At 69.4% G+C, this 20,368-nt stretch carries 13 protein-coding genes and 1 pseudogene; 12 read left to right on the top strand and 2 right to left on the bottom strand.

What is annotated here, in order from left to right:
- Positions 1-172: 172 nt before the first annotated feature.
- Entirely contained in the window at positions 173-3,526 is a 3,354-nt protein-coding gene (locus AB8Z75_RS13560) for a GH92 family glycosyl hydrolase (protein WP_369201758.1), read from the bottom strand.
- A 526-nt stretch (positions 3,527-4,052) separates the two neighbouring features.
- Between AB8Z75_RS13560 and ngcE the strand changes: the two genes are divergently transcribed.
- From ngcE to AB8Z75_RS13620, 12 genes are all read left to right on the top strand, one after another.
- Positions 4,053-5,480 carry an N-acetylglucosamine/diacetylchitobiose ABC transporter substrate-binding protein gene (gene ngcE, locus AB8Z75_RS13565; RefSeq protein ID WP_369201747.1) on the top strand — a complete coding sequence of 476 codons (1,428 nt, stop codon included), beginning with the start codon at positions 4,053-4,055 and terminating at the stop codon, positions 5,478-5,480.
- Positions 5,481-5,570: 90 nt separating this feature from the next.
- Positions 5,571-6,578: a carbohydrate ABC transporter permease gene (locus AB8Z75_RS13570; protein WP_369201748.1), complete on the top strand. Its 1,008-nt coding sequence runs from the start codon at positions 5,571-5,573 to the stop codon at positions 6,576-6,578.
- Positions 6,579-6,591: 13 nt separating this feature from the next.
- Positions 6,592-7,557 carry a carbohydrate ABC transporter permease gene (locus AB8Z75_RS13575; RefSeq protein WP_369201749.1) on the top strand — a complete coding sequence of 322 codons (966 nt, stop codon included), beginning with the start codon at positions 6,592-6,594 and terminating at the stop codon, positions 7,555-7,557.
- A 280-nt stretch (positions 7,558-7,837) separates the two neighbouring features.
- Positions 7,838-9,100 carry an extracellular solute-binding protein gene (locus tag AB8Z75_RS13580; protein ID WP_369201750.1) on the top strand — a complete coding sequence of 421 codons (1,263 nt, stop codon included), beginning with the start codon at positions 7,838-7,840 and terminating at the stop codon, positions 9,098-9,100.
- Positions 9,101-9,146: 46 nt separating this feature from the next.
- On the top strand, positions 9,147-10,097 hold the full coding sequence (locus tag AB8Z75_RS13585) for a carbohydrate ABC transporter permease (protein ID WP_369201751.1): 951 nt from the start codon (positions 9,147-9,149) through the stop codon (positions 10,095-10,097).
- Positions 10,097-11,002, top strand: coding sequence for a carbohydrate ABC transporter permease (locus AB8Z75_RS13590; protein ID WP_369201752.1), 906 nt, complete (start codon positions 10,097-10,099; stop codon positions 11,000-11,002). The genes AB8Z75_RS13585 and AB8Z75_RS13590 overlap by 1 nt, the downstream gene beginning before the upstream one ends.
- 196 nt (positions 11,003-11,198) lie before the next feature.
- Positions 11,199-12,386, top strand: coding sequence for an ROK family protein (locus tag AB8Z75_RS13595; RefSeq protein WP_369201759.1), 1,188 nt, complete (start codon positions 11,199-11,201; stop codon positions 12,384-12,386).
- A gap of 339 nt (positions 12,387-12,725) precedes the next feature.
- Complete coding sequence (locus AB8Z75_RS13600; protein WP_369201753.1) at positions 12,726-13,838, top strand: substrate-binding domain-containing protein; 1,113 nt, start codon at positions 12,726-12,728, stop codon at positions 13,836-13,838.
- A 137-nt stretch (positions 13,839-13,975) separates the two neighbouring features.
- Entirely contained in the window at positions 13,976-14,782 is an 807-nt protein-coding gene (locus tag AB8Z75_RS13605; RefSeq protein ID WP_369201754.1) for an ATP-binding cassette domain-containing protein, read from the top strand.
- Positions 14,779-16,095, top strand: coding sequence for a sugar ABC transporter permease (locus tag AB8Z75_RS13610; protein WP_369201755.1), 1,317 nt, complete (start codon positions 14,779-14,781; stop codon positions 16,093-16,095). The genes AB8Z75_RS13605 and AB8Z75_RS13610 overlap by 4 nt, the downstream gene beginning before the upstream one ends.
- A 205-nt stretch (positions 16,096-16,300) precedes the next feature.
- Positions 16,301-16,702: a hypothetical protein gene (locus AB8Z75_RS13615; RefSeq protein ID WP_369201756.1), complete on the top strand. Its 402-nt coding sequence runs from the start codon at positions 16,301-16,303 to the stop codon at positions 16,700-16,702.
- On the top strand, positions 16,702-19,398 hold the full coding sequence (locus tag AB8Z75_RS13620) for a DUF4132 domain-containing protein (protein WP_369201757.1): 2,697 nt from the start codon (positions 16,702-16,704) through the stop codon (positions 19,396-19,398). The genes AB8Z75_RS13615 and AB8Z75_RS13620 overlap by 1 nt, the downstream gene beginning before the upstream one ends.
- A gap of 27 nt (positions 19,399-19,425) precedes the next feature.
- Here AB8Z75_RS13620 and AB8Z75_RS13625 read toward each other — a convergent pair.
- Positions 19,426-20,368, bottom strand: a pseudogene (locus AB8Z75_RS13625) (NB-ARC domain-containing protein); the annotation flags it as partial.

Raw genomic sequence — 20,368 nt, forward strand, 5'->3', positions numbered from 1 at the left:
CGGGTGGGGTGGGGAAGGCCGGGGGGGGGGGGGGGGGGGGGGGGGGGGGGGGGGGGGGGGGGGGGGGGGGGGGGGGGGGGGGGGGGGGGGGGGGGGGGGGGGGGGGGGGGGGGGAAGGCCGACGGGCCGCACCCGCGAGGGTGCGGCCCGTCGGTGGTGCGGGTAAGCGCGCTCAGTGGCCGAGCAGTTCGATCTCCGCGAGGCGTGCGCCCGGCTCGGCCGGCACCAGGCGGTAGCTCGTCCAGTGGCCGGCGTGGCGGAGGGAGAAGACGCGGGTCTGCTTGTCCCAGCGGAAGGTCTCGCCCGCGCGCCGGTCCACCGTGTGCCAGGTCTTGCCCCCGTTGCGGGAGCCCTCCAGTTTCCAGCCGGCCGGTGCGTCGGCGTGGTCGTCGGAGGTGAGGGTGTACGACGTGACGCGGGAGCCCCGCTCGACGGTGACCGGCGCGTCGCCGACCTCGGCGGCCGTGTCGGAGGTGTCGTCGGTCAGCGGGGAGTCCCCGGGCTCGCTCACATCGCCCTGCGGCGAGGGCACCTTGCCGCCCTTGGTGAGGGAGGTCGGCGCCTGGCCGGGTCCCGCGCCCCACTTCGAGGGCTTGGGGCCCATGTCGAACTCCAGCGTGCCGCCCTTGGCCAGGAGCTTGTGCGGCAGCGCCGTGGAGCGCCACTTCTTGCCGTTGACCTTCAGGCCCTGCACGTAGACGTTCTTCGCGCTGTTCTTCGGCGCCTTGACGACCAGGTCCCGGCCGTTCTCCAGGTGCACGGTCGCCTTGGTGAACAGGGGTGAGCCGACGGCGTACTCGGGGGAGCCCATCACCAGCGGGTAGAAGCCCAGCGCGCTGAAGACGTACCAGGCGGACATCTCACCGTTGTCCTCGTCGCCCGGGTAGCCCTGGCCGATCTCGCTGCCGACGTAGAGCCGCGAGAGGACCTCGCGGACCTTCTCCTGGGTCTTCCAGGGCTGTCCTGCCGCGTCGTACAGGTAGGCGATGTGGTGCGCGGGCTGGTTGGAGTGCCCGTACATGCCCATGCGTACGTCGCGGGCCTCGGTCATCTCGTGGATCACACCGGGGTAGCTGCCGGCGTACTTCTCCTCGCCCGTCTCCGGGGTCGAGAAGTAGGTGTCCAGCTTCTTGGCGAGGCCGCTGCGCCCGCCGTAGAGGTTGGCGAGACCGCGGGTGTCCTGGGGCGCGGTGAAGGCGAAGTTCCAGCCGTTGGTCTCGGTGTAGTCGTGGCCCCACACGCGCGGGTCGTACGCGTCGGGGGACAGCCGCCGGGTGCCGTCGGCGTTCCGGCCCTGGAAGAAGTCGATCTTGTCGTCGAAGAGGTGGACGTAGTTGCGGGCGCGCTGGGAGAAGTAGGTGGACTCCTCCTTGTACCGCTTCTCGCCGGTCTTCTTGTACAGGGCCTTGCCCATCTGGGCGATGCCGAAGTCGTTGAGGTAGCCCTCCAGCGCCCAGGACATGCCTTCCTTGGTGTCGGTGCTGGTGTAGCCGAGGAAGGGGGAGGTGTTCATGCCCTTGCGGCCCACGCCGGGGTCGGGTGGGGCGACCGTGGCGTTCTTGAGGGCCGCCTCGTAGGCGGCCTTCGCGTCGAAGTCGACGCCTTTGAGGTACGCGTCGGCGAAGGCGACGTCGGAGGACGTGCCGGTCATCAGGTCGGCGTAGCCGGGTGAGGACCAGCGGGAGACCCAGCCGCCGTCCTTGTACTGCTGCACGAACCCGTCCACCATCTTGCCCGCCTGTTTCGGGGTGAGGAAGGAGTAGGCGGGCCAGGTGGTGCGGTAGGTGTCCCAGAAGCCGTTGTTGACGTAGACCTCGCCGTCGACGATCTTCGAGCCGGTCTCGGTCGGGGTGTCCGGCTTCTCGGCGGGGGAGAAGGGGCTGGCGTATCTGACCTTGGAGCCGACCTTCTCGTGGCCGGCGTTGGGGTAGAGGTAGAGCCGGTAGAGGTTGGAGTAGAGGGTGGTGAGCTGGTCGGGGGTGGCGCCCTCGACCTCGATGACGTCCAGCAGGTCGTCCCATTTCTTCTGCGCCCGGTCCCGGACCTGCTCGAAGGAGCGCGAACGCGGGGCCTCGCTGCGCAGGTTGGCCTTGGCCTGCTCGACGCTGATCAGCGAGGTGGCTATGCGCATCGTCACGGTGCGGTCGCTGCCCGGCGCGAAGCGCAGGTAGCCCGCCGCGTCCTTGCTGCCGCCGCCGCTCAGTTCGCCGCCGCCGGTGACGGGCGCGTCGAACGTGGCGTAGACGAACATCCGCGTCGCGCCCGTGGACAGTCCGCTCTTGACGTCGGACCAGCCGCTGACGACCCCGCGTTCGGTGTCGAGGGTGAGCCCGGCGTTCTCGTCGACGTTGTCGAAGATCAGGCTGGCGTCCCGCTTCGGGAAGGTGAAGCGCATCATGGCCGCGTGGTCGGTGGGGGTGATCTCGGCGCGCAGCTTGTTCTCGAAGGTGACGCCGTAGTAGTGCGGCCGTGCCGTCTCGTTGGCGTGCCGGAACGGCAGGGCGCGTGCGGTGCGGTCCGCGTCGGGGGTGCCCTTCGCGGTCGAGGGCATCACCTGGAAGGTCTGCCGGTCGCCCATCCACGGGCTGGGCTCGTGGCTGGCACTGAAGGCCTGGAGCGAGGGCAGGTTGTCGGCGTTGTTCTGCTGCGCGTACGTGTACAGCCAGTCCTTGGCGCCCGCGTCGGTCACCGGCGTCCAGAAGTTGAATCCGTGCGGGACGGCGGTGGCGGGGAAGTTGTTGCCGCGCGAGAACGAGCCGCTGGAGTTGGTGCCGCGGGTGGTGGTGACGTGGTCGGAGAGGTGGTCCGAAGGCCGGGCGGCTGCCGCCGACTTGCGCGGGGCGATCCGCACGTCGTCCAGCCAGCCGCTGAAGGGCCGTGTGCCGTCCCGGGGGCCGGTGGACGCGTCGTAGCCGAGCAGTACCCGGTCGACGGTCTTGCCCTCGGCGACGCGGCCGATGCGGGCCTCGGTGTTGTTCCACTGGTTGACGTAGAGCGTCTTGGAGGCGCCCTGGGCGGCCGGGGTCAGCCGGTTGCCGTGCTGGTCGGCGGCGCGCAGTTCGCTCAGGTAGGTGCCGTCGGTGAAGGCGAGGTCGACGGCCACGTGCGTCGCGGCGTAACTGCGGTCGCCCTCGGGCATCTCGGGGAACAGCCGGTAGGAGAGCACCGTGTCGCGGGTGACGGTGACGTCGACGTCGAAGACCTTGTTGGTGGCGTGGCCGCGCCCCGCTCCGGTGTGCTCGCCGGCGAAGCGCAGCGCGTGGGTGCCGGTGAAGCCCGCGCCCGTCTTGGCGGTGGGGGACTCCTCGGGGCCCGTGCCGGTGCGGGTGGCGAGCCCGGGCTCGCCTTCGTGGGTGACGTGGTCGGCGCGCGGGGTGCCGTCGGGTTCGGTCTCGACGGCGGAGTTCCAGTCGGGGGCGGGGGTGTCGGGCTCGAAGGAGGAGGCGAACCGTGTGGGGTGCGCTCCGGAGCCGGGGTCGGGGCGGGCGACGGCGCTGGTGGCCTCGATCGTGGAGGTGGCGACCAGGGCGAGGACGAGCGCGACCGCGGATCGCCGTACGGCCGTCCCGCGTGGCACGGCACGGAAGCCGGGGGGTCTGCGGCGGCCCGCTCGCCCCTCGGGCGGCGGTCGGTGTCCGGGTCTGTTCCCGGACGGCATACGGAGTCGGAGCAGGGGGCTGTGCGACACACGGACCTCTCAACGGGCCGACAACGTTGTCAGTTGTGATTTTCGACGACCAGTAATGTACGCGAGCCCGCTGGTGTCAAGGGTGTTGGGGAGCCGGAACGGGAAGGGAATTCCGCACAGGTCTCAACTCGGGAAAGATGCTGGGCCGGTCTGTTCTCGATCTTGCCCAGATGGCGAAGAGTGGACTATACCTGTCCGCACCTTGAGCGGTACCCGCGCGCGGGAAGCCGTATCACTGGCGCACCATCGCACAACCCGCACCAACCAGCTTGAACTTCACCCGCGGTGTCGGGCCCTTCGCCGGTGGCGAGTTGACGGGAGACCGGTACACCGCCTGAGTCCTGGAGAAGGCGAGGACTTGAGCATGGGAACCACCAGCGTCAACCGTCGTGATGTGATGAAGCGGGCCACCGCGGCCGGCCTTCTCGCAGTACCCGCCCTCGGATCGTTGACCTCCTGCGCCACCGGCGGTGGCGATGAGGAAAAGGCGGAAAAGGGTAAGAAGAGCGCCGAGAATCCGCTCGCGGTCAAAAAGGACGCCGCACTCCAGGTCTACATATTCAAGGGCGGGTACAAGGACAAGTACGCGCGCTTTGTCAGCGACATGTACGAGAAGAAGTACCCCGATGCGGAGCTCGACCAGAAGCAGACCGTGAAGATCGCCACTCAGACGCAGCCGCGTATCGTGAAGGGCGACCCGCCGGATGTGATCAACAATTCCGGCGCCGACAACATGAACATCCTCTCCCTCGTCCAGAACAAGCAGGCCGCGGACGTGACCGACCTGCTGGACGCGCCGAGCTGGGACGACCCGGACGTGAAGGTCCGCGACACCTTCGTGCCCGGCGTCGTGGAGATGGGACAGTTCGGCAGCGACGCTGTGTACCAGCTGAACATCGCGCAGACCGTCTACGGCATCTGGTACTCGGACACGATGCTCAGTAAGACGCTGGAGGTCGAGTACCCCAAGACCTGGGACGAGATGCTGGCGGTCTGCAAGACGGCGAAGAAGAAGGGCGTGCACGGCTGGACGTACCCGGCAGGACACCCCCGCTACATGTTCTTCAGCATGTACGCCATGTTCGGCCAGGCCGGCGGTCGCAAGCAGCTGGAGGCCATGGACTACCTGGAGCCGAACGCCTGGAAGTCCGACGCGGTGAAGGCCGTCTTCGAAGCCTACGAGGAGCTGCTGGCCAAGAAGTACGTGCTGCAGGGCTTCGACGGCGAGAAGGCGCACATCGAGGCCCAGACCGCGTGGACCAAGGGCAAGGCCGTCTTCATCCCGGACGGCTCCTGGGTGGAGAACGAGGCGAAGGCCACCACGCCGAAGGACTTCGAGATGCGGGTGGGCGCCACCCCGTCTCTCGACAAGGGCGACGCCATGCCGTTCGGCACCCTGTACGCGCCGCCAGGCGAGCCGTTCCTCATCCCCGAGAAGGCCAGGAACAAGCAGGGCGGCCTGGAGTGGATGCGGATGATGTACAGCAAGAAGGCCGCGCAGAACTTCTTCCGCGAAGTCTCCTCCATGCCCGTGGTCAAGGGCGCCATCGACGGTCTGGACCTGCCCCCGGGTGTCGCCAGTTCCCAGAAGGCCATCAAGGCGGCCGGCGACAACATCGTCATCGCCTTTTTCAAGGAGTGGTACACGGCGCTGTGGAACGAGGAGTTCAACAGCGTCGTCGGGTCCTTCATGAATGGTGAGTCGTCGGTCAAGGAAGCGATGAACACCATGCAGAAGGCCGCCGACCGGGTGGCCAAGGACCCGGACGTCCACAAGATCAAGAAGGCCTGAGGCGGCGCGGCGGAAACGGGGAGTGGGGGAGAGCGGAGCGGCGTGGAGACTCGGACACGGCCGGCCGGAAGCGGGCCGGCGACACAGGGAATGGTTCCGTGGCGGAAACTGCCGCCGGGCGACAAGCTGGCCTTCGTGGTGGCGGTCCTGCTGCCGCCCCGCTTCACTCCGGCCAGGGTCCGTGAAGATCGCAGATACCGGACACTGGACAAGTACCGGTTCATCGTCGGATTTCTGATCCTGCCGCTGGCTTTCTACGCGGTCTTCGTCATCTCCCCGTTCTTCCAGGCGATCTTCTACTCCTTCACGGACTGGGCGGGCGGTGCCACGGCGAACTTCGTCGGATTCGACAACTACGTGAAGATGTGGAACGACGAGAAATTCTGGTCGTCGATCCGGACCAGCCTGCTGCTGCTGGTGATCGTTCCGCTGATCACGCTCGCGCTCGGCATCTTCTTCGCCTACATGATCACCGCGGGCGGCCGGCACCGCAGGGGAGAGGCGGTCTCCGGGGTCGCGGGCTCCTCGTTCTACAAGATCGTCTATTTCTTTCCGCAGGTGCTCTCCATCGCGCTGATCGCGGTGGTCTGGCAGCAGGTCTACAGCTCCCGCAGCGGACTGCTGAACGGGCTGCTCGGCGAGGTGGGCCTGGGCTCTCTCGAGCAGCGCTGGCTGGGCGGCGACTACAAGCTGGCTCTCCTCGCCACCATGGCGGTGATCGCGTGGAGCTTCGTCGGGTTCTACGTCGTGCTCTTCTCGGCCGCGATGGGCGCGATCCCCAAGGACATCTACGAGGCGGCGCTGCTGGACGGCGCGGGCCGGGGCGCCACGTTCTTCCGGGTGACGCTGCCACTGATCTGGGACACCGTGCGCACCGGCTGGATCTACATGGGCATCCAGGCGCTGGACGCCTTCGCGGTCGTCCTGATCATGGTGCCTTCCCACGTGCTGAAGGTGACCCCGGTCTACCTCTACGAGCGCTTCCGGGAGGGCCAGTTCGGCTACGCCACGGCCATCGGTGTGGTGCTCCTCGTTCTGAGCATGGCTTTCACGCTCATCGTGATGAGGATCGGCCGCCGTGAGACGATCGAGTACTGAGAAGCGGGTTGCGATGAGTGCCGAACCGATGAGCACGGACGCGGCGGGGGTGGCCAAGGAGACGGCCGCGGCCCCGGTATCCCAGAGCACCACCCGCCCGCCCGCCGCCGGCGGAGGGGGCGGCAAGGGGGCCAGGGGCCTCAAGGGCGGCGAGAGCCGCACCCTGAACGCCTTCTCGCACGGCTTTTTGATCCTGTGGGTCGTCATGGCGGCGGGCCCGCTGGTCTGGGTGGCGCTGACCGCCTTCCGTCCGACGGCGGACTACCTGGGCGATCCGATGGGCCTGCCCACCTCGCTGCACTGGGAGAACTTCGCCAACGCCTGGACCGAGGCGAAGGTGGGCCGCTACGCGCTCAATTCGGTCATCATTCTGGCCGGCTCGCTCACGGGCACGATGCTGCTCGGCTCGATGGCCGCCTACGTGATCGCCCGCTTCACCTTCCCCGGAAACCGGTTCATCTTCCTGCTGTTCGCGGGCGGGATGATGTTCCCGGTGATCCTGGCGCTGATCCCGCTCTTCACGATCATGGACAACATGTCCCTGCTGGACACCCGGCCGGGGCTGATCATCGCGTACATCGCCTATTCGCTGCCGTTCACCACCTTCTTCCTCACCTCGTTCTTCCGGACGCTGCCCAGCGGGGTGCAGGAGGCGGCGATGATCGACGGCGCCTCGCACACCCGGACGTTCTTCCAGGTCATGCTCCCCATGGCCAAGCCGGGCCTGGTCAGCATCGGCATCTTCAACTTCCTCGGCCAGTGGAACCAGTACCTGCTGCCGCTGCTGCTCAACAACGACGACGAGAACAACTACGTGCTGCCCCAGGGGCTCGCGGCGCTGACCGTCTCCCAGGGCTACGCGGGCGACTGGGGCGCGCTGTTCGCGGGACTGACCCTGGCCATGGTGCCGGTGCTCGTCGTCTACGCGGTCTTCCAGCGCCAGGTGCAGGCGGGGCTGACCGCGGGCGCGATCAAATAGGCCGTACGGCGGTCGAGGACCGGGTGGGCGGCCCGGGAGCCGGGGGAAACGCGCCGGTCAAACTGGCCGCCCACAGCGGTGATTTCAGGTTGGCCACGAAAGTGGCCTAGACCTGTCGAGGCGGAAACCGCCATGGATAGTCTGCGCCGTGACTGCTGCGGGATCATCGTGCCGGGCAGTCGGGGCTCCTCGCCCGAGCGTTGCGTGGGGGACCGGGTGGCGCCCGGAGCGACGCATCACCTGCGAGCAAGTCGACACCGATGTCGAAGGGTTGAGCAACATGAACAAAAGAGCAGTGGCGGCCGGCGCCGCAGCGCTCGCCATGGCACTGAGCGTGACCGCCTGCGGCGGTGACAGTGGGAGCTCCGGGGACAAGAACACCATCAAACTGGTGGCGGCCGACTACGGCGACAAGAAGTCCAACGCCTCGAAGATCTACTGGGACTCGGTCGTCAAGGACTTCGAGAAGCAGAACAAGGACATCAAGGTCGAGGTCCAGGTCATCAACTGGAACGACATCGACAAGCAGGTCAAGACGATGATCCAGAGCGGCAACGTTCCGGACCTGCTGCAGACCGGCGGCTACGCCGACAAGGTCGCCGACGACCTGCTCTACAAGGCCGACGAGGTCCTCTCGCCCAAGACGCAGAAGAACCTCATCCCGTCGTTCGCCAAGGCCGGCGAGGTGGACGGTACCCAGTACGGCATCCCGTGGGTCTCCTCCACCCGTGTGCTGTTCTACAACAAGGAGGTCTTCAAGAAGGCGGGCATCAAGAACCCGCCGAAGACCTGGGACGAGCTGGCCGAGGCCGCCGAGAAGATCAAGAAGTCGAAGGCCGCCGACACCCCCTACGCGCTGCCGCTGGGCCCCGAGGAGGCGCAGGGCGAGACGCTGATCTGGGAGCTGGGCAACGGCGGTGGCTACACCGACTCCAGCGGCAAGTACACCCTCGACAGCAAGAAGAACGTCGAGACCTTCAACTGGCTCCAGGACAACCTGGTCAAGCCGGGCCTGACGTACTCCAACCCGGCCTCCACCGACCGCAAGACGGCCTTCGCCGACTTCGCCGCGGGCAAGGCGGGCATGCTCAACGGCCACCCGAGCCTCGTTCAGATGGCGAAGGCGGGCAAGGTCGACTACGGGGTGACCACCATCCCGGGCAAGGACGGACCGCTCAAGACGACCCTGGGCGTCGCCGACTGGATGATGGCCTTCAAGGACGGCGGCAAGCAGGAGCAGATAAAGAAGTTCCTCGACTTCGTGTACTCGAAGAAGATGCTCAAGTTCGACGAGATGTACAACTTCATGCCGGTCACCAAGGACGCGCTGGAGACGATGCAGTCGAACGGCAAGCACAAGGACCTGCAGCCCTTCTTCGACGAGCTGGACGGCGCCAGGTTCTACCCGCTGGGCGACCCCGCCTGGGACATCGTCTCCGCCGAGATGAAGAAGACCGGCGGCAAGGCGGCCAAGGAGGACCCGAAGAAGATCCTCGGGGACCTGCAGAAGAAGGCGGAGGAAGCGGCGGCGAACACCAAGTAGACCGCGGAACGCTCCACTCGACCCCTCCGTACCGCAAGGAGACCCCGTGTCATTGAAGGCCCCGCCGTCCCCGGCCAGCAGGAGCCGGGGGCGGGGCGGGCAGTCGACCAGGCCGGCCCCCCGCTCACGCGGCGGGCTGGCCCGGCTCGGCCCGCTTCCCTGGATAGCCCCGGTCGTCCTGCTCATCCTCGCCGTCGTCGTGTGGCCCATCGTCGAGCTGGTCAGGACCTCGTTCCAGAACATCAGCATCTCGGGGGTCGTGCGGGGCTCGGCCGGCACCGACAAGTACAAGAAACTCTTCGACGAGTCCGGCTTCGGACACGTCATCGGCTACACCGTCCTGTGGACGGTCGTGGTCGTCAGCGTCACCATGCTGGTCTCGCTGGGCCTCGCCCAGCTGTTCAACCAGCGCTTCCCGGGGCGCAGCATCACCCGATGGGCGCTCATCGCCCCCTGGGCCGCCTCGGTCCTGATGACCGCCATCGGCTTCAAGTGGATGCTCAACCAGACCGCTGGTGTGCTCAACACGGTGATGCTGGACCTGGGCATCATCGACAAGTCCACGGACTGGCTGGGCTCCCAGTCGACCGCATGGCCCTGGATGATGTTCGTGGCGGTCTTCGTCTCGCTGCCCTTCACCACCTACACCCTGCTGGCCGGGCTTCAGACGATCCCGGGCGATGTCTACGAGGCGGCCTGCATCGACGGTGCGGGGCCCTGGCAGACCTACCGGAGCATCACCCTGCCCCTGCTGCGCCCCGCGTTCCTCGTCGGTGTGGTCATCAACCTCATCAACGTCTTCAACTCGTTCCCGATCATCTGGGCGATGACGCAGGGCGGCCCGGGCAGCGACACCTCGACGACCACCGTGTTCATGTACAAGCTCAAGGAGACGGACATCGCCGAGTCGGCGGCGATGTCGGTGGTCAACTTCGCCATGGTCGTCGTGCTCGTGCTGCTCTTCCTCAAGGTCAGCCGGTGGAACGAGGAGGACTGATGGCGACCGCAACACAGACCGCCGGGCCGGGGCCCGTCAAGGAGGGCCCCGCGGGACCCCCCAGGCGTGCCGTGCGCCCGCCCAAGCGCAGCTTCCGGCCGCGCAGCCTGGTGATCGCCGCCTTCGCGTGGCTGCTCGCCGCGCTGTTCCTGGCGCCGTACCTGGAGATGATCGTCACGGCGCTGCGGCCCGCCGACGAACTGCGCGACCGCACCTATCTGCCCGACAAGCTGGACTGGTCGAACTTCATCGAGGTCTGGCGCGAGTCCTCGCTCGGGAACAACCTCCAGGTCACCCTGCTGGTCGCGGGCGGCTCCACCCTTTTGGTGCTGCTCGTCTCGCTGCCGGCCGCGTACTACACGGCGCGGATGAGGTTCAGGGGCCGCAAGTGGTTCCTGCTGCTGGTGCTGGTCACCCAGATGTTCCAGCCGACCGCCCTGCTGGTGGGCCTCTACCGCGAGTTCTACCAGCTGGACATGCTCAACTCGGTCTGGACGCTGATCCTCACCAACGCCGCGTTCAACCTCGCCTTCGCCGTGTGGATCCTCACCGCCTATATCGGGTCCATCCCGCAGGAGCTGGAGGAGGCGGCGATGGTGGACGGCACCAGCCGCTTCGGGGCGATGACGCGGGTGACGCTGCCGCTGGCGCTGCCCGGCGTCGTCACGGCCGTGATCTTCACCTTCATCTCGGCCTGGAACGAGTTCGTGATGGGGCTGACCCTCTCCACGGAGCCGGACAAGCAGCCGCTGACGGTCGGCATCAACAACTTCATCGGCGCCTACACGGTGCAGTGGAACTACCTGTTCGCCGCCTCCGTCGTCGCCATCGTCCCGGTGATCATCCTGTTCGCGTTCATCGAGCGGCACGTGGTCTCCGGGCTGACGGCGGGCTCCGTGAAGTGAGGTGACCACCGCAGGCCCACACCCCGGGTCCCCGGCCACCGGCCGGGGACCCGGCGCGTTGCCTCCGCTCACCTCCGTATGATGAGTCACAAATGAGCGCCGTCCGCTGCCGGCTTGATCGAAGGACTTGACGGGGAGGACCGCTGGGGCTCTTCTTAGGGTTCAGATGTTGGAGACAAGCGGGGAGTGAACAGTGGTGGAGACTCCGGGGTCGCAGTCCTCGCTGCACCGGGCGAACCTCGAGCGCGTCGTGCGGGCCGTACGGATGGCGGGCTCGCTCACCCAGGCGGAGATCGCCCGCGGCACCGGGCTGTCCGCCGCGACCGTCTCCAACATCGTCCGTGAGCTCAAGGACGCCGGCACCGTCGAGGTCACCCCCACCTCCTCCGGTGGCCGGCGGGCGCGCGCCGTCTCCCTCAGCGCCGACGCGGGCATCGTGGTCGGCGTCGACTTCGGCCACTCGCACCTGCGCGTCGCCGTCGGCAACCTGGCGCACACCGTACTGGCCGAGGACGCCGAGCCCATCGACGTCGACGCCTCCGCCGGGCAGGGCTTCGACCGCGCCGAGCGGCTGGTGCGGCGGCTGGTGGCCGAGAGCGGGATCAGCCCGGGCAAGGTCATCGGCATCGGCCTGGGCGTCCCGGGGCCGATCGACATCGAGACGGGCGTGCTGGGCTCCACCGCCATCCTGCCGGGATGGGCCGGCACCAACCCGCGTGACGAGCTCGCCACGCGGATCGGCGTCCCTGTCTACGTCGACAACGACGCCAACCTCGGTGCCCTCGGCGAGCAGGTGTGGGGCGCGGGGCACGGCGCCAGGGACCTGGCCTACATCAAGGTCGCCAGCGGTGTCGGCGCCGGACTGGTGATCAACGGCCAGATCTACCGGGGCCCTGGCGGCACGGCGGGCGAGATCGGCCACATCACGCTGGACGAGTCGGGCCCCGTCTGCCGCTGCGGCAACCGCGGCTGCCTGGAGACCTTCACCGCCGCCCGGTACGTGCTGCCGCTGCTGCACTCCAGCCACGGCACCGACCTGACCATGGCGCGGGTGGTGCGGCTGGCAGGCGAGGGCGACCCGGGGTGCCGGCGGGTGGTCGCCGACATCGGCCGCCACATCGGCAGCGGGGTGGCCAGCCTCTGCAACCTTCTCAACCCCTCGCGGGTCGTGCTGGGCGGAGACCTGGCCGAGGCCGGGGACCTGGTGCTGGACCCGGTGCGGGACTCGGTGGCGCGCTACGCCATCCCCAGCGCGGCGCGGCAGTTGAAGGTGGCGCCCGGCGAACTCGACAGCCGGGCCGAGGTGTTGGGCGCGCTCGCCCTGGTGCTCAACGAGATGGGTGACACCACGCTGGTGGACGCCGCCGCCTCGGCTGCCGCCTGAGCCCTGCGGCCTGAGCCCTGCGGCCTGAGCCCTGCGGGCCCTGCGCAATACCGGGCCTGCGGGGGTGAGAGCCCGGCCGCCGCGTAGGCCTGTGAGGCCTGGAGGGGGCATCGCCGCTGCGGCCCCGCGGCGTTGCCCGGTGCGGGCGCGTTGTGGTCGGCCGCGCAGTTCCCCGCGCCCCTCCGGGGGCGCCCCCTCCGTCGTGCTGTGGCTTTCTGTTTTCAATGGATGGCATCGTTGTCATCTCGTTAAGGATTTTCTTATTGACCGTTGCATCGGCGGCGAGTTGACTTCCGGCTACCCCGGCCGCGACGCCGCGGCCCCGTCAGGGAGGTCACCATGCACGCAGCGCTGCGCGGCATCGTCTTCGGTACCGTCACACTCTCGCTCGCCCTCACCACAGCCGCCTGCGGCAGTGCTGACCAGGCGGACGGCAAGGACAGCGGCAAGGAGAAGAAGGGCCCGCTGACGATCGGGCTGCTGCTCCCCGAGAACCAGACAGCACGTTACGAGCGGTTCGACAAGCCGCTGCTGGAGAAGAAGATCAAGGAACTGGCGGGCAAGGACACCAAGATCCTGTACTCCAACGCCAAACAGGACGCCAACCTCCAGCAGCAGCAGGCCGAGACGATGGTCACCAAGAAGGTCGACGCGCTGATCGTGGACGCGGTGGACGCCAAGTCCATCGCCAGCTCCGTCAAGAAGGCCGACGACGCCGACATCCCCGTCGTCGCCTACGACCGTCTCGCCGAAGGCCCCATCAAGGCCTACACCTCCGTCGACAACCCGCGAGTCGGCAAGATCCAGGCCACGTCCCTGCTCAAGGAGCTCGGCGACAAGGCCGACGACGGCAAGATCGTCATGATGAACGGCTCCGTCACCGACCCCAACGCCAAGATGTACAAGGAGGGCGCCCACTCCGTCCTCGACGGCAAGGTGAAGATCGGCAAGGAGTACGACACCAAGGAGTGGAAGCCGGAGAACGCCAACGGCAACATGAAGGGCGCCCTCTCCTCCCTCGGCAAGAAGAACATCGTCGGCGTCTACTCGGCCAACGACGGCATGGCGGGCGGCATCATCACCGCGCTCAAGGGCGCCGGTTTCACCAAGGACAACATGCCCCCGGTGACGGGCCAGGACGCCGAACTCAACGCCGTGCAGCGCATCCTGTCGGGCGAGCAGTTCATGAGCGTCTACAAGCCGTACGTGCCCGAGACCTCGGCTGCGGCCGAGTTCGCCGTCGCGCTGGCCAAGGGCGAGAAGCTGGACGACATCGCCACCTCCAAGACCGACAGCGCCTCGCAGAAGGACATCCCCACCAAGATCGTCACTCCGCTGCCGCTGACCAAGGACGACATCAAGAAGTACGTGGGCAAGTCCGGGTTCTTCACGGCCAAGGAGATCTGCACCAACAAGTTCCAGAAGGCCTGTGACGAGGCGGGCATCAAGTAGGTCCCGGCAACATCGATCGGCCCGGTGGCACCGCCCGTACCGAAGCCGCCCGCCCGCCGTACGGGAGCCCCGGCGGCCCCCGCACGGCGGGCGGGCGGTGCGACGGCCACCACCGGCGCGCTGATCACGGTTAAGGAGTGATTCACGTGTCCGCTACGCCCGTGCTGGCGTTGCGCGGAGTCTCCAAGCGGTTCGGCGCCGTGCAGGCGCTCACGGACGTCGAGCTGGAGGTCCACCCCGGCGAGGTCGTCGCGCTCGTCGGAGACAACGGTGCAGGAAAGTCCACCCTGGTCAAAGCCATCGCGGGCGTCAGCCCCGCGGACGAGGGCCGCGTGGAGTGGAACGGCGAACCCGTCAGCATCGACAAGCCGCACGACGCCCAGGAACTCGGCATCGCGACCGTTTACCAGGACCTGGCGCTGTGCGACAACCTCGACGTCGTCGGCAACCTCTTCCTGGGCAACGAACTCAAGTCGGGCGGCATCCTCGACGAGGTCGAGATGGAGCGCCGCTCCCGCGAACTCCTCTCCACCCTCTCGATCCGCATCCCCAGCGTCCGCATCCCCGTCGCCTCCCTGTCCGGCGGGCAGCGGCAGACCGTCGCCATCGCCCGCTCGCTGCTCGGCGAGCCCCGCGTCGTCATCCTCGACGAGCCCACCGCGGCGCTCGGCGTCGAGCAGACCGCGCAGGTCCTCGACCTCGTGGAGCGGCTGCGGGAGCGGGAGCTGGGAGTGCTGCTCATCAGCCACAACATGGCCGACGTGCGTGCCGTCAGCGACCGGGTCGCCGTCCTGCGTCTCGGCCGCAACAACGGGACCTTCGCGGTGAGCGAGACCTCCCAGGAGGAGATCGTCTCGGCGATCACCGGAGCCACTGACAACGTCGTCACCCGCCGCAACGCCCGAACCGCACAGCAGGCGTCCACCACGGAGGTGCGCAAGTGACCACCGGCACCCCCACCGACGGGGCACCGGCCGACAAGGCCGCCCCCCAGCAGGACGGGAGCGAGGCGAACGGCACCGTGGCCGCGGGCTCGGTCGCGTCCGTCGACCCGCGCCTGCTGGTACGCGAACGCGGCTTCGCCGGCTACCTCGACGACCTGGTGCGCCGCCTGCGCACCGGCGAACTCGGCTCGCTGCCGGTGATCGTCGGGCTCATCGTCATCGGCCTCGTCTTCCAGTTCCAGGACTCCGCGTTCCTGAGCGCGAACAACCTCAGCAACCTGTTCGTGCAGAGCGCGGGCACCGGACTGATCGCAGTCGGTATCGTCTTCGTCCTGCTGCTGGGCGAGATCGACCTGTCCGTCGGCTCGGTCAGCGGCATGTCCGCGGCCGTGCTGGCCGTGCTCAACATCAACCAGGGCATGAACGAGGTCCTGGCCATGATCCTGGCCATCCTCGTCGGCATGGCGGCAGGCGCCCTCCACGGCTTCTTCTTTGCCAGGATCGGCGTCCCCGCCTTCGTGGTCACGCTGGCCGGCCTGCTGGGCTGGAACGGCCTGATGCTCCAGATCCTCGGCCCCAGCGGCACCATCAACCTCAACGACGACGGAGTGGTCGCCCAACTGACCAACCACTACTTCGCCGACAAGATCTGGGCCATGGGGCTGGCCACCGTCTGCGTGCTGGCGTTCCTCGGCTTCTCGCTGCTGGACGCGCGCCGGCGCAAGGCCGCGGACGTGCCCAGCCGCCCGCTCAGCGAGATCGTGCTCCGCACGGTCGTCGTGGCGATACCCGCCTACGCGGCGGCCCTCGTCTTCAACTCCTACAAGGGCCTCCCGCTGGCCGTCGTCATCTTCGTCGGCGTCATCGTCCTCGGCGACTTCGTGCTGCGCCGCACCACCTACGGGCGGCAGGTCTTCGCCGTCGGCGGCAGCAGCGAGGCCGCCGCACGGGCCGGCATCAGCGTGCCCATGATCCGGATCACCGTGTACGCCATCGCCGGGACCATGGCCGCCGTCGGGGGCCTGTTCTTCGCCTCCCAGATCAACGCGGCCAACCAGTCCTCCGGCGCCGGCAGCCTGCTGATGAACTGCATCGCTGCCGCCGTCATCGGCGGCACCAGCCTCTTCGGCGGGCGCGGCAAGACCTGGTCGGCGCTGCTGGGCGCCCTCGTCATCCAGTCGATCAACTCCGGCATGGCCCTCCTGGGCACCGGGTCCGCCGTCCGCGACATGATCACCGGTGCGGTGCTGCTCGCCGCGGTCGTCATCGACTCGGTCTCCCGCCGCACCCAGAAGACCGCGGGGCGCGCCTGAGAGCCGGCGCCGGGTGGGCGGGCGCACGGCCCACCCACCCGGCGCCGGCCACCGCAGCCTGGTGCGCCGTCACAGCCACCGCGGCCTCGTGCGCCGTCACGGCCACCGCGGCCTCGTGCGCCGTCACGGCCACCGCGGGCGGCGCCGGTCCGCGCACCGTCGCTTACGGCGCCGCAGTGTCACACCCGGCCACTAGGGTCCTGGAATGACTCAGATCGTATGCGCGGACGAGAGCACGTCGCAGGGCCGGTGCGCGGCGCTCGTGCTCGATGTGGAGGGGGAACGGGTCAGTGTGCGGGAGCTGATCAGAAGGCGGGTGTTCCAGGAGGTCGCCGAGTACCACGCAAGGGAAGCGGCCGGACCGTTTCGCGGGCTCGTGCGGCCGACGGCGGACGAGGCCGTGCTGAACGGCTCCCGGGGGCCGTCCCGTCCGCCGCACCGGATCGACCCGGAGCGGCAGTTCGACGCCGCGGCGGCGGCGTTCGAGAAGAACGGGTTTCTGCTCCTGACCGGCGAGCGGCAACTGACGCGCCTCGACGAAGAGGTCGAACTCTCGGCGGGCCTGGAGATCACCTTCTTGAAGCTCGTCCCCCTGGTGGGTGGCTGATGAGCGACTTCGAGACGTGCCGGGCCGCGGTGCGGGCCGCCGCCGAACGCGACGACGCCTCGGCGGTCCACGAGGCGCTGGCCTCCGCTCCCGAGCTGTCCTGGACGGTGGAGCTGCTGCGGCCCCTTCCCGAATACCTCCGCCTCCGCGTGCGGTTGCGGGCCGACGAGGCCTACGGGCGGGCCGAGACGGAGCAGCAGCGTGCCGCGGCCCTGTACCTGCGGGTGTCGGAGTCACCCGAGCTGGCCGCGCTGGGCCCACGCGAACTGGAGGACGTCGTACGGACGGCCGTCGCACGCAAGGCTGCGGCGGCGGCCTGCAAGCGGGCCATCGGCCGCATGCAACTGCCGTGGGTCCTGCTGGACGGGCTGCCCGACGACGCCCGGCACCGCCTGCTGCGCCACTGCGTCGAGCGCTACCGGGACGCTGAGACGCCGGAACAGCGCGACCAGGCCGTCGTCCTGCACGCCATGGCGTCGGCGGGCCGTCCTGACGACCTCATGGCGGCGGACCGGCACCGCTTGCTGGCGGGCTGGGCGGGGAAAGTCCAGTACACGCTGGAGAGTTACGACGCGGCCTGGGTCGAGCTGGCCTCGGGCCGGGAGATCCCGTCGGCTCTCGGCGCGGAGATGCGGCGGGCGTACCACGACAGCCAACCGCTCCGGACGACGGCCTCCCGGGAAGTCGTGGGGCTGCTCGCCGAGCGCCACCCGGTGCTCAACGCCGGTGAGCGGTGGTCGGACCACGCGCTCGCCGAACTGGCGGGGCTGCCTGCGGCCTGGGCCGACGTGCTGCGGCACGCCGCGACGCTGACGTCGGTCAGGCCGAGCGCGCCCTGGACACGGACCGCGCGGACCCTGCTCGCCGAGGTCGACGCGGAACGGTTCCTGGAGCGGGTGGCGGACTGGCTGGCCCTGCTGGGCGGCCCGCCCACACTGCCGCGTGAGCGGGTGTTCCCCTACGACCCGTACAACTACGAGGTGGCGCGCGGCCTGGTGTGGACGCTCTCGTTCCTGCCCGGACACGCGCGGGCGCCCCGGGCGCTGGGCGCGGTGCTGGAGAGAGCGCTGCGCAGAATGCCGGGTGTGGGCCCGGGCATGCCGAAACTCGCCAACGCGTGTGCGACGGCGCTGTGCACGATGGAGGGCGAGGCCGCCCTCGCGGAACTCGCCCGGCTCACCACCCGGGTGACGTACAAGGCGACGCTCAAGATTCTCCAGGCCGGGCTGGACGCGCGCGCCCGGGACCTGGGGCTCGGCCGGGAGGAGATCGAGGAGCTGGCCGTTCCCTCGTTCGGGCTCTCGCCTGAGGACGGCCGCCGGGTCGTGCGCTTCGGGAACGAGGCGACGGATGCGACGGAGGCGACGGCGGAGCTGCTGACCGAGGACGGCACCGCGGTGCTGCGCTGGCGGAACGCCGCCGGCAAGCAGGTCACGTCGGTCCCGGCCGCCGTGCGGCGCGACCACGCCCGTCGGCTGAAGGAGCTCAGGGCCGAGGTCAAGGAGATCAACGCGACGCTGGGCGCGGTGGCCAGGCGTCTGGAGAGGGTCCTGCTCACCCGGCGCTCATGGCCCGCGCAGGTGTGGCGCGAGCGCTATCTGGAGCACCCGCTGGCCGGTACGGTCGCCCGCCGCCTGCTGTGGACGCTCGACGGCACCGCCTGCCGCTACACCGACGGCGCACTGCGCGACCTGGCGGGCGAGCCGGTGACGGGCCAGGGCACCGTGCGGCTGTGGCATCCGGTGGGCAGGACCGTCGAGGAGGTGATGGCCTGGCGGCGGCGGCTGGAGGACGAGCGGGTCACCCAGCCCTTCAAGCAGGCGCACCGCGAGGTCTACCTGCTCACCGACGCGGAACGGCGCACCGCCACCTACTCCAACCGCTTCGCCGGGCACATCCTGGGCCAGCACAGGTTTCGCTCACTGGCGGCCCAGCGCGGCTGGCACGACGCCGAGCTGCGGATCTGCCATCACGACACCTCCTACCCGCCCGCCGTGCGCGAACTGCCCGAGTGGGGGCTGCGCGCCGAATACTGGGTGCGCGGCGAGGGCGAGTCCGGCAGCGCGCCCACCACCGACTCGGGCGCCTACGCGCTGCTGGCCACGGACCAGGTGAGGTTCTATCCGATCGACGCGCCGGGCAACACGATCGACAGCGAGGGGAGGCAGGGGTTCTGCATGCCAGGACCCCGGGAGGTGGACCCCGTGCCGCTGGAGGAGATACCGGCCCGGGTGCTCAGCGAGGTGCTCAGAGACGTCGATCTGTTCGTCGGGGTCGCGAGCGTGGCCGGTGATCCCACGTGGCAGGACGGCGGGCCCGGCGGGCACTACGCCCGGTACTGGTCCTCGGTCGGCTTCGGCGAGCTGAGCGAGACCGCGCGGACCCGCCACGACCTGCTGGCGCGGCTGCTGCCCCGGCTGGCCATCGGCGACCGGTGCCATGTCGAGGGCCGCTTCCTGCACGTCAAGGGCGCACTGCACACGTACAGGATCCACCTGGGCTCGGGGAACGTTCTGCGGGATCCGGGGGACCGGTACCTGTGCGTCCTCGCGAAGAGCGAGCCCTCGTCCTCCGCGCAGGTGTATCTGCCGTTCGACGGCGACTGGACGCTGTCGGTGATCCTCAGCAAGGCGCTGATGCTGGCGGACGACACGCGGATCACCGACCCGGTCCTCCTCGAACAGCTCCGAGGGTGACGCAGAACCTCACCCTCGGGCGCGGCCTCTGGCGTGGAGCCGCAGAAGGTTGTGCAGCCGGTAGCGTCCGGGCCCTGCGGACTCCAGCAGGGAGCTGTCGACCAGGGCCTCCAGCAGATCCTCGGTCTTCTCCGCCGTGCGGTCGAGGAGCGCGGCGGCGTCGGACAGCGGGATGTCGGGGCCCTCGGTCAACCCGAGCAGGCGGAAGGCCCTGGCCTGCTCCGCGTCCAGGTGGGCGTAGCCGAGTTCGAAGGTGGCCCCGACGGCCTGGTCGCCGGCCTGGAGCTCGTCCAGCCGGCGCTGCTCGTCGGCCAGCTTGGCGGCGAGCACGGAGACGGTCCAGGTACGGCGGGCCGAGAGCCTGGCCGCCGCGATGCGCAGCGCCAGGGGCAGGAACCCGCAGGCCGCCACCACATCCATGGCGGCCTCGCGCTCCGCGCCGACGCGCTCCGCCCCCACGACGCGGGAGAAGAGGGCCATGGCCTCGCCGGGGCCCAGCACGTCCAGATCGACGAGGCGGGCGCCGGCGAGATCGACCATGCGGACGCGGCTGGTGACCAGCGCCGCGCAGCCCGCGGTGCCGGGGAGGAGGGGGCGGACCTGGGCGGCGTCGCGGGCGTTGTCGAGCAGGACCAGGACGCGGCGGCCCGCCAGCAGCGAACGGAAGAGCGCCGCGCGCTCCCCGATGCCTTCCGGCAGGGAGGCGTCGTCGGCTCCCAGGGCGCGGAGGAACCCTCCGAGCACGGCTGCGGGGGCCGCGGGGGAGGCCCCGGTGCCCTGGAGGTCGACGTGGAGCTGTCCGTCGGGGAACCGGCCGGCCACGGCGTGCCCGAGGTGGACGGCCAGCGCCGTCTTGCCGACACCGCCGATACCCGCGAGGGCCATGACGCTGCCGTCGGCCCGGGCGAGCTGGGCGCCGAGCCGGGCGAGGAGCGCGTCCCGTCCCGTGAAGTCCGGGACGGTCGCCGGG

The organism is Streptomyces sp. PU-14G (assembly GCF_041028275.1).
GTDB lineage: Bacteria > Actinomycetota > Actinomycetes > Streptomycetales > Streptomycetaceae > Streptomyces.

What these genes read in the sequence shown, in the direction of transcription:
- ngcE (WP_369201747.1), top strand. Translation starts at nt 4,053, where the DNA reads ATGGGAACCACCAGCGTCAACCGTCGTGATGTGATGAAGCGGGCCACC.
- AB8Z75_RS13570 (WP_369201748.1), top strand. Translation starts at nt 5,571, where the DNA reads ATGGTTCCGTGGCGGAAACTGCCGCCGGGCGACAAGCTGGCCTTCGTG.
- AB8Z75_RS13575 (WP_369201749.1), top strand. Translation starts at nt 6,592, where the DNA reads ATGAGTGCCGAACCGATGAGCACGGACGCGGCGGGGGTGGCCAAGGAG.
- AB8Z75_RS13580 (WP_369201750.1), top strand. Translation starts at nt 7,838, where the DNA reads ATGAACAAAAGAGCAGTGGCGGCCGGCGCCGCAGCGCTCGCCATGGCA.
- AB8Z75_RS13590 (WP_369201752.1), top strand. Translation starts at nt 10,097, where the DNA reads ATGGCGACCGCAACACAGACCGCCGGGCCGGGGCCCGTCAAGGAGGGC.
- AB8Z75_RS13600 (WP_369201753.1), top strand. Translation starts at nt 12,726, where the DNA reads ATGCACGCAGCGCTGCGCGGCATCGTCTTCGGTACCGTCACACTCTCG.
- AB8Z75_RS13615 (WP_369201756.1), top strand. Translation starts at nt 16,301, where the DNA reads ATGACTCAGATCGTATGCGCGGACGAGAGCACGTCGCAGGGCCGGTGC.
- AB8Z75_RS13620 (WP_369201757.1), top strand. Translation starts at nt 16,702, where the DNA reads ATGAGCGACTTCGAGACGTGCCGGGCCGCGGTGCGGGCCGCCGCCGAA.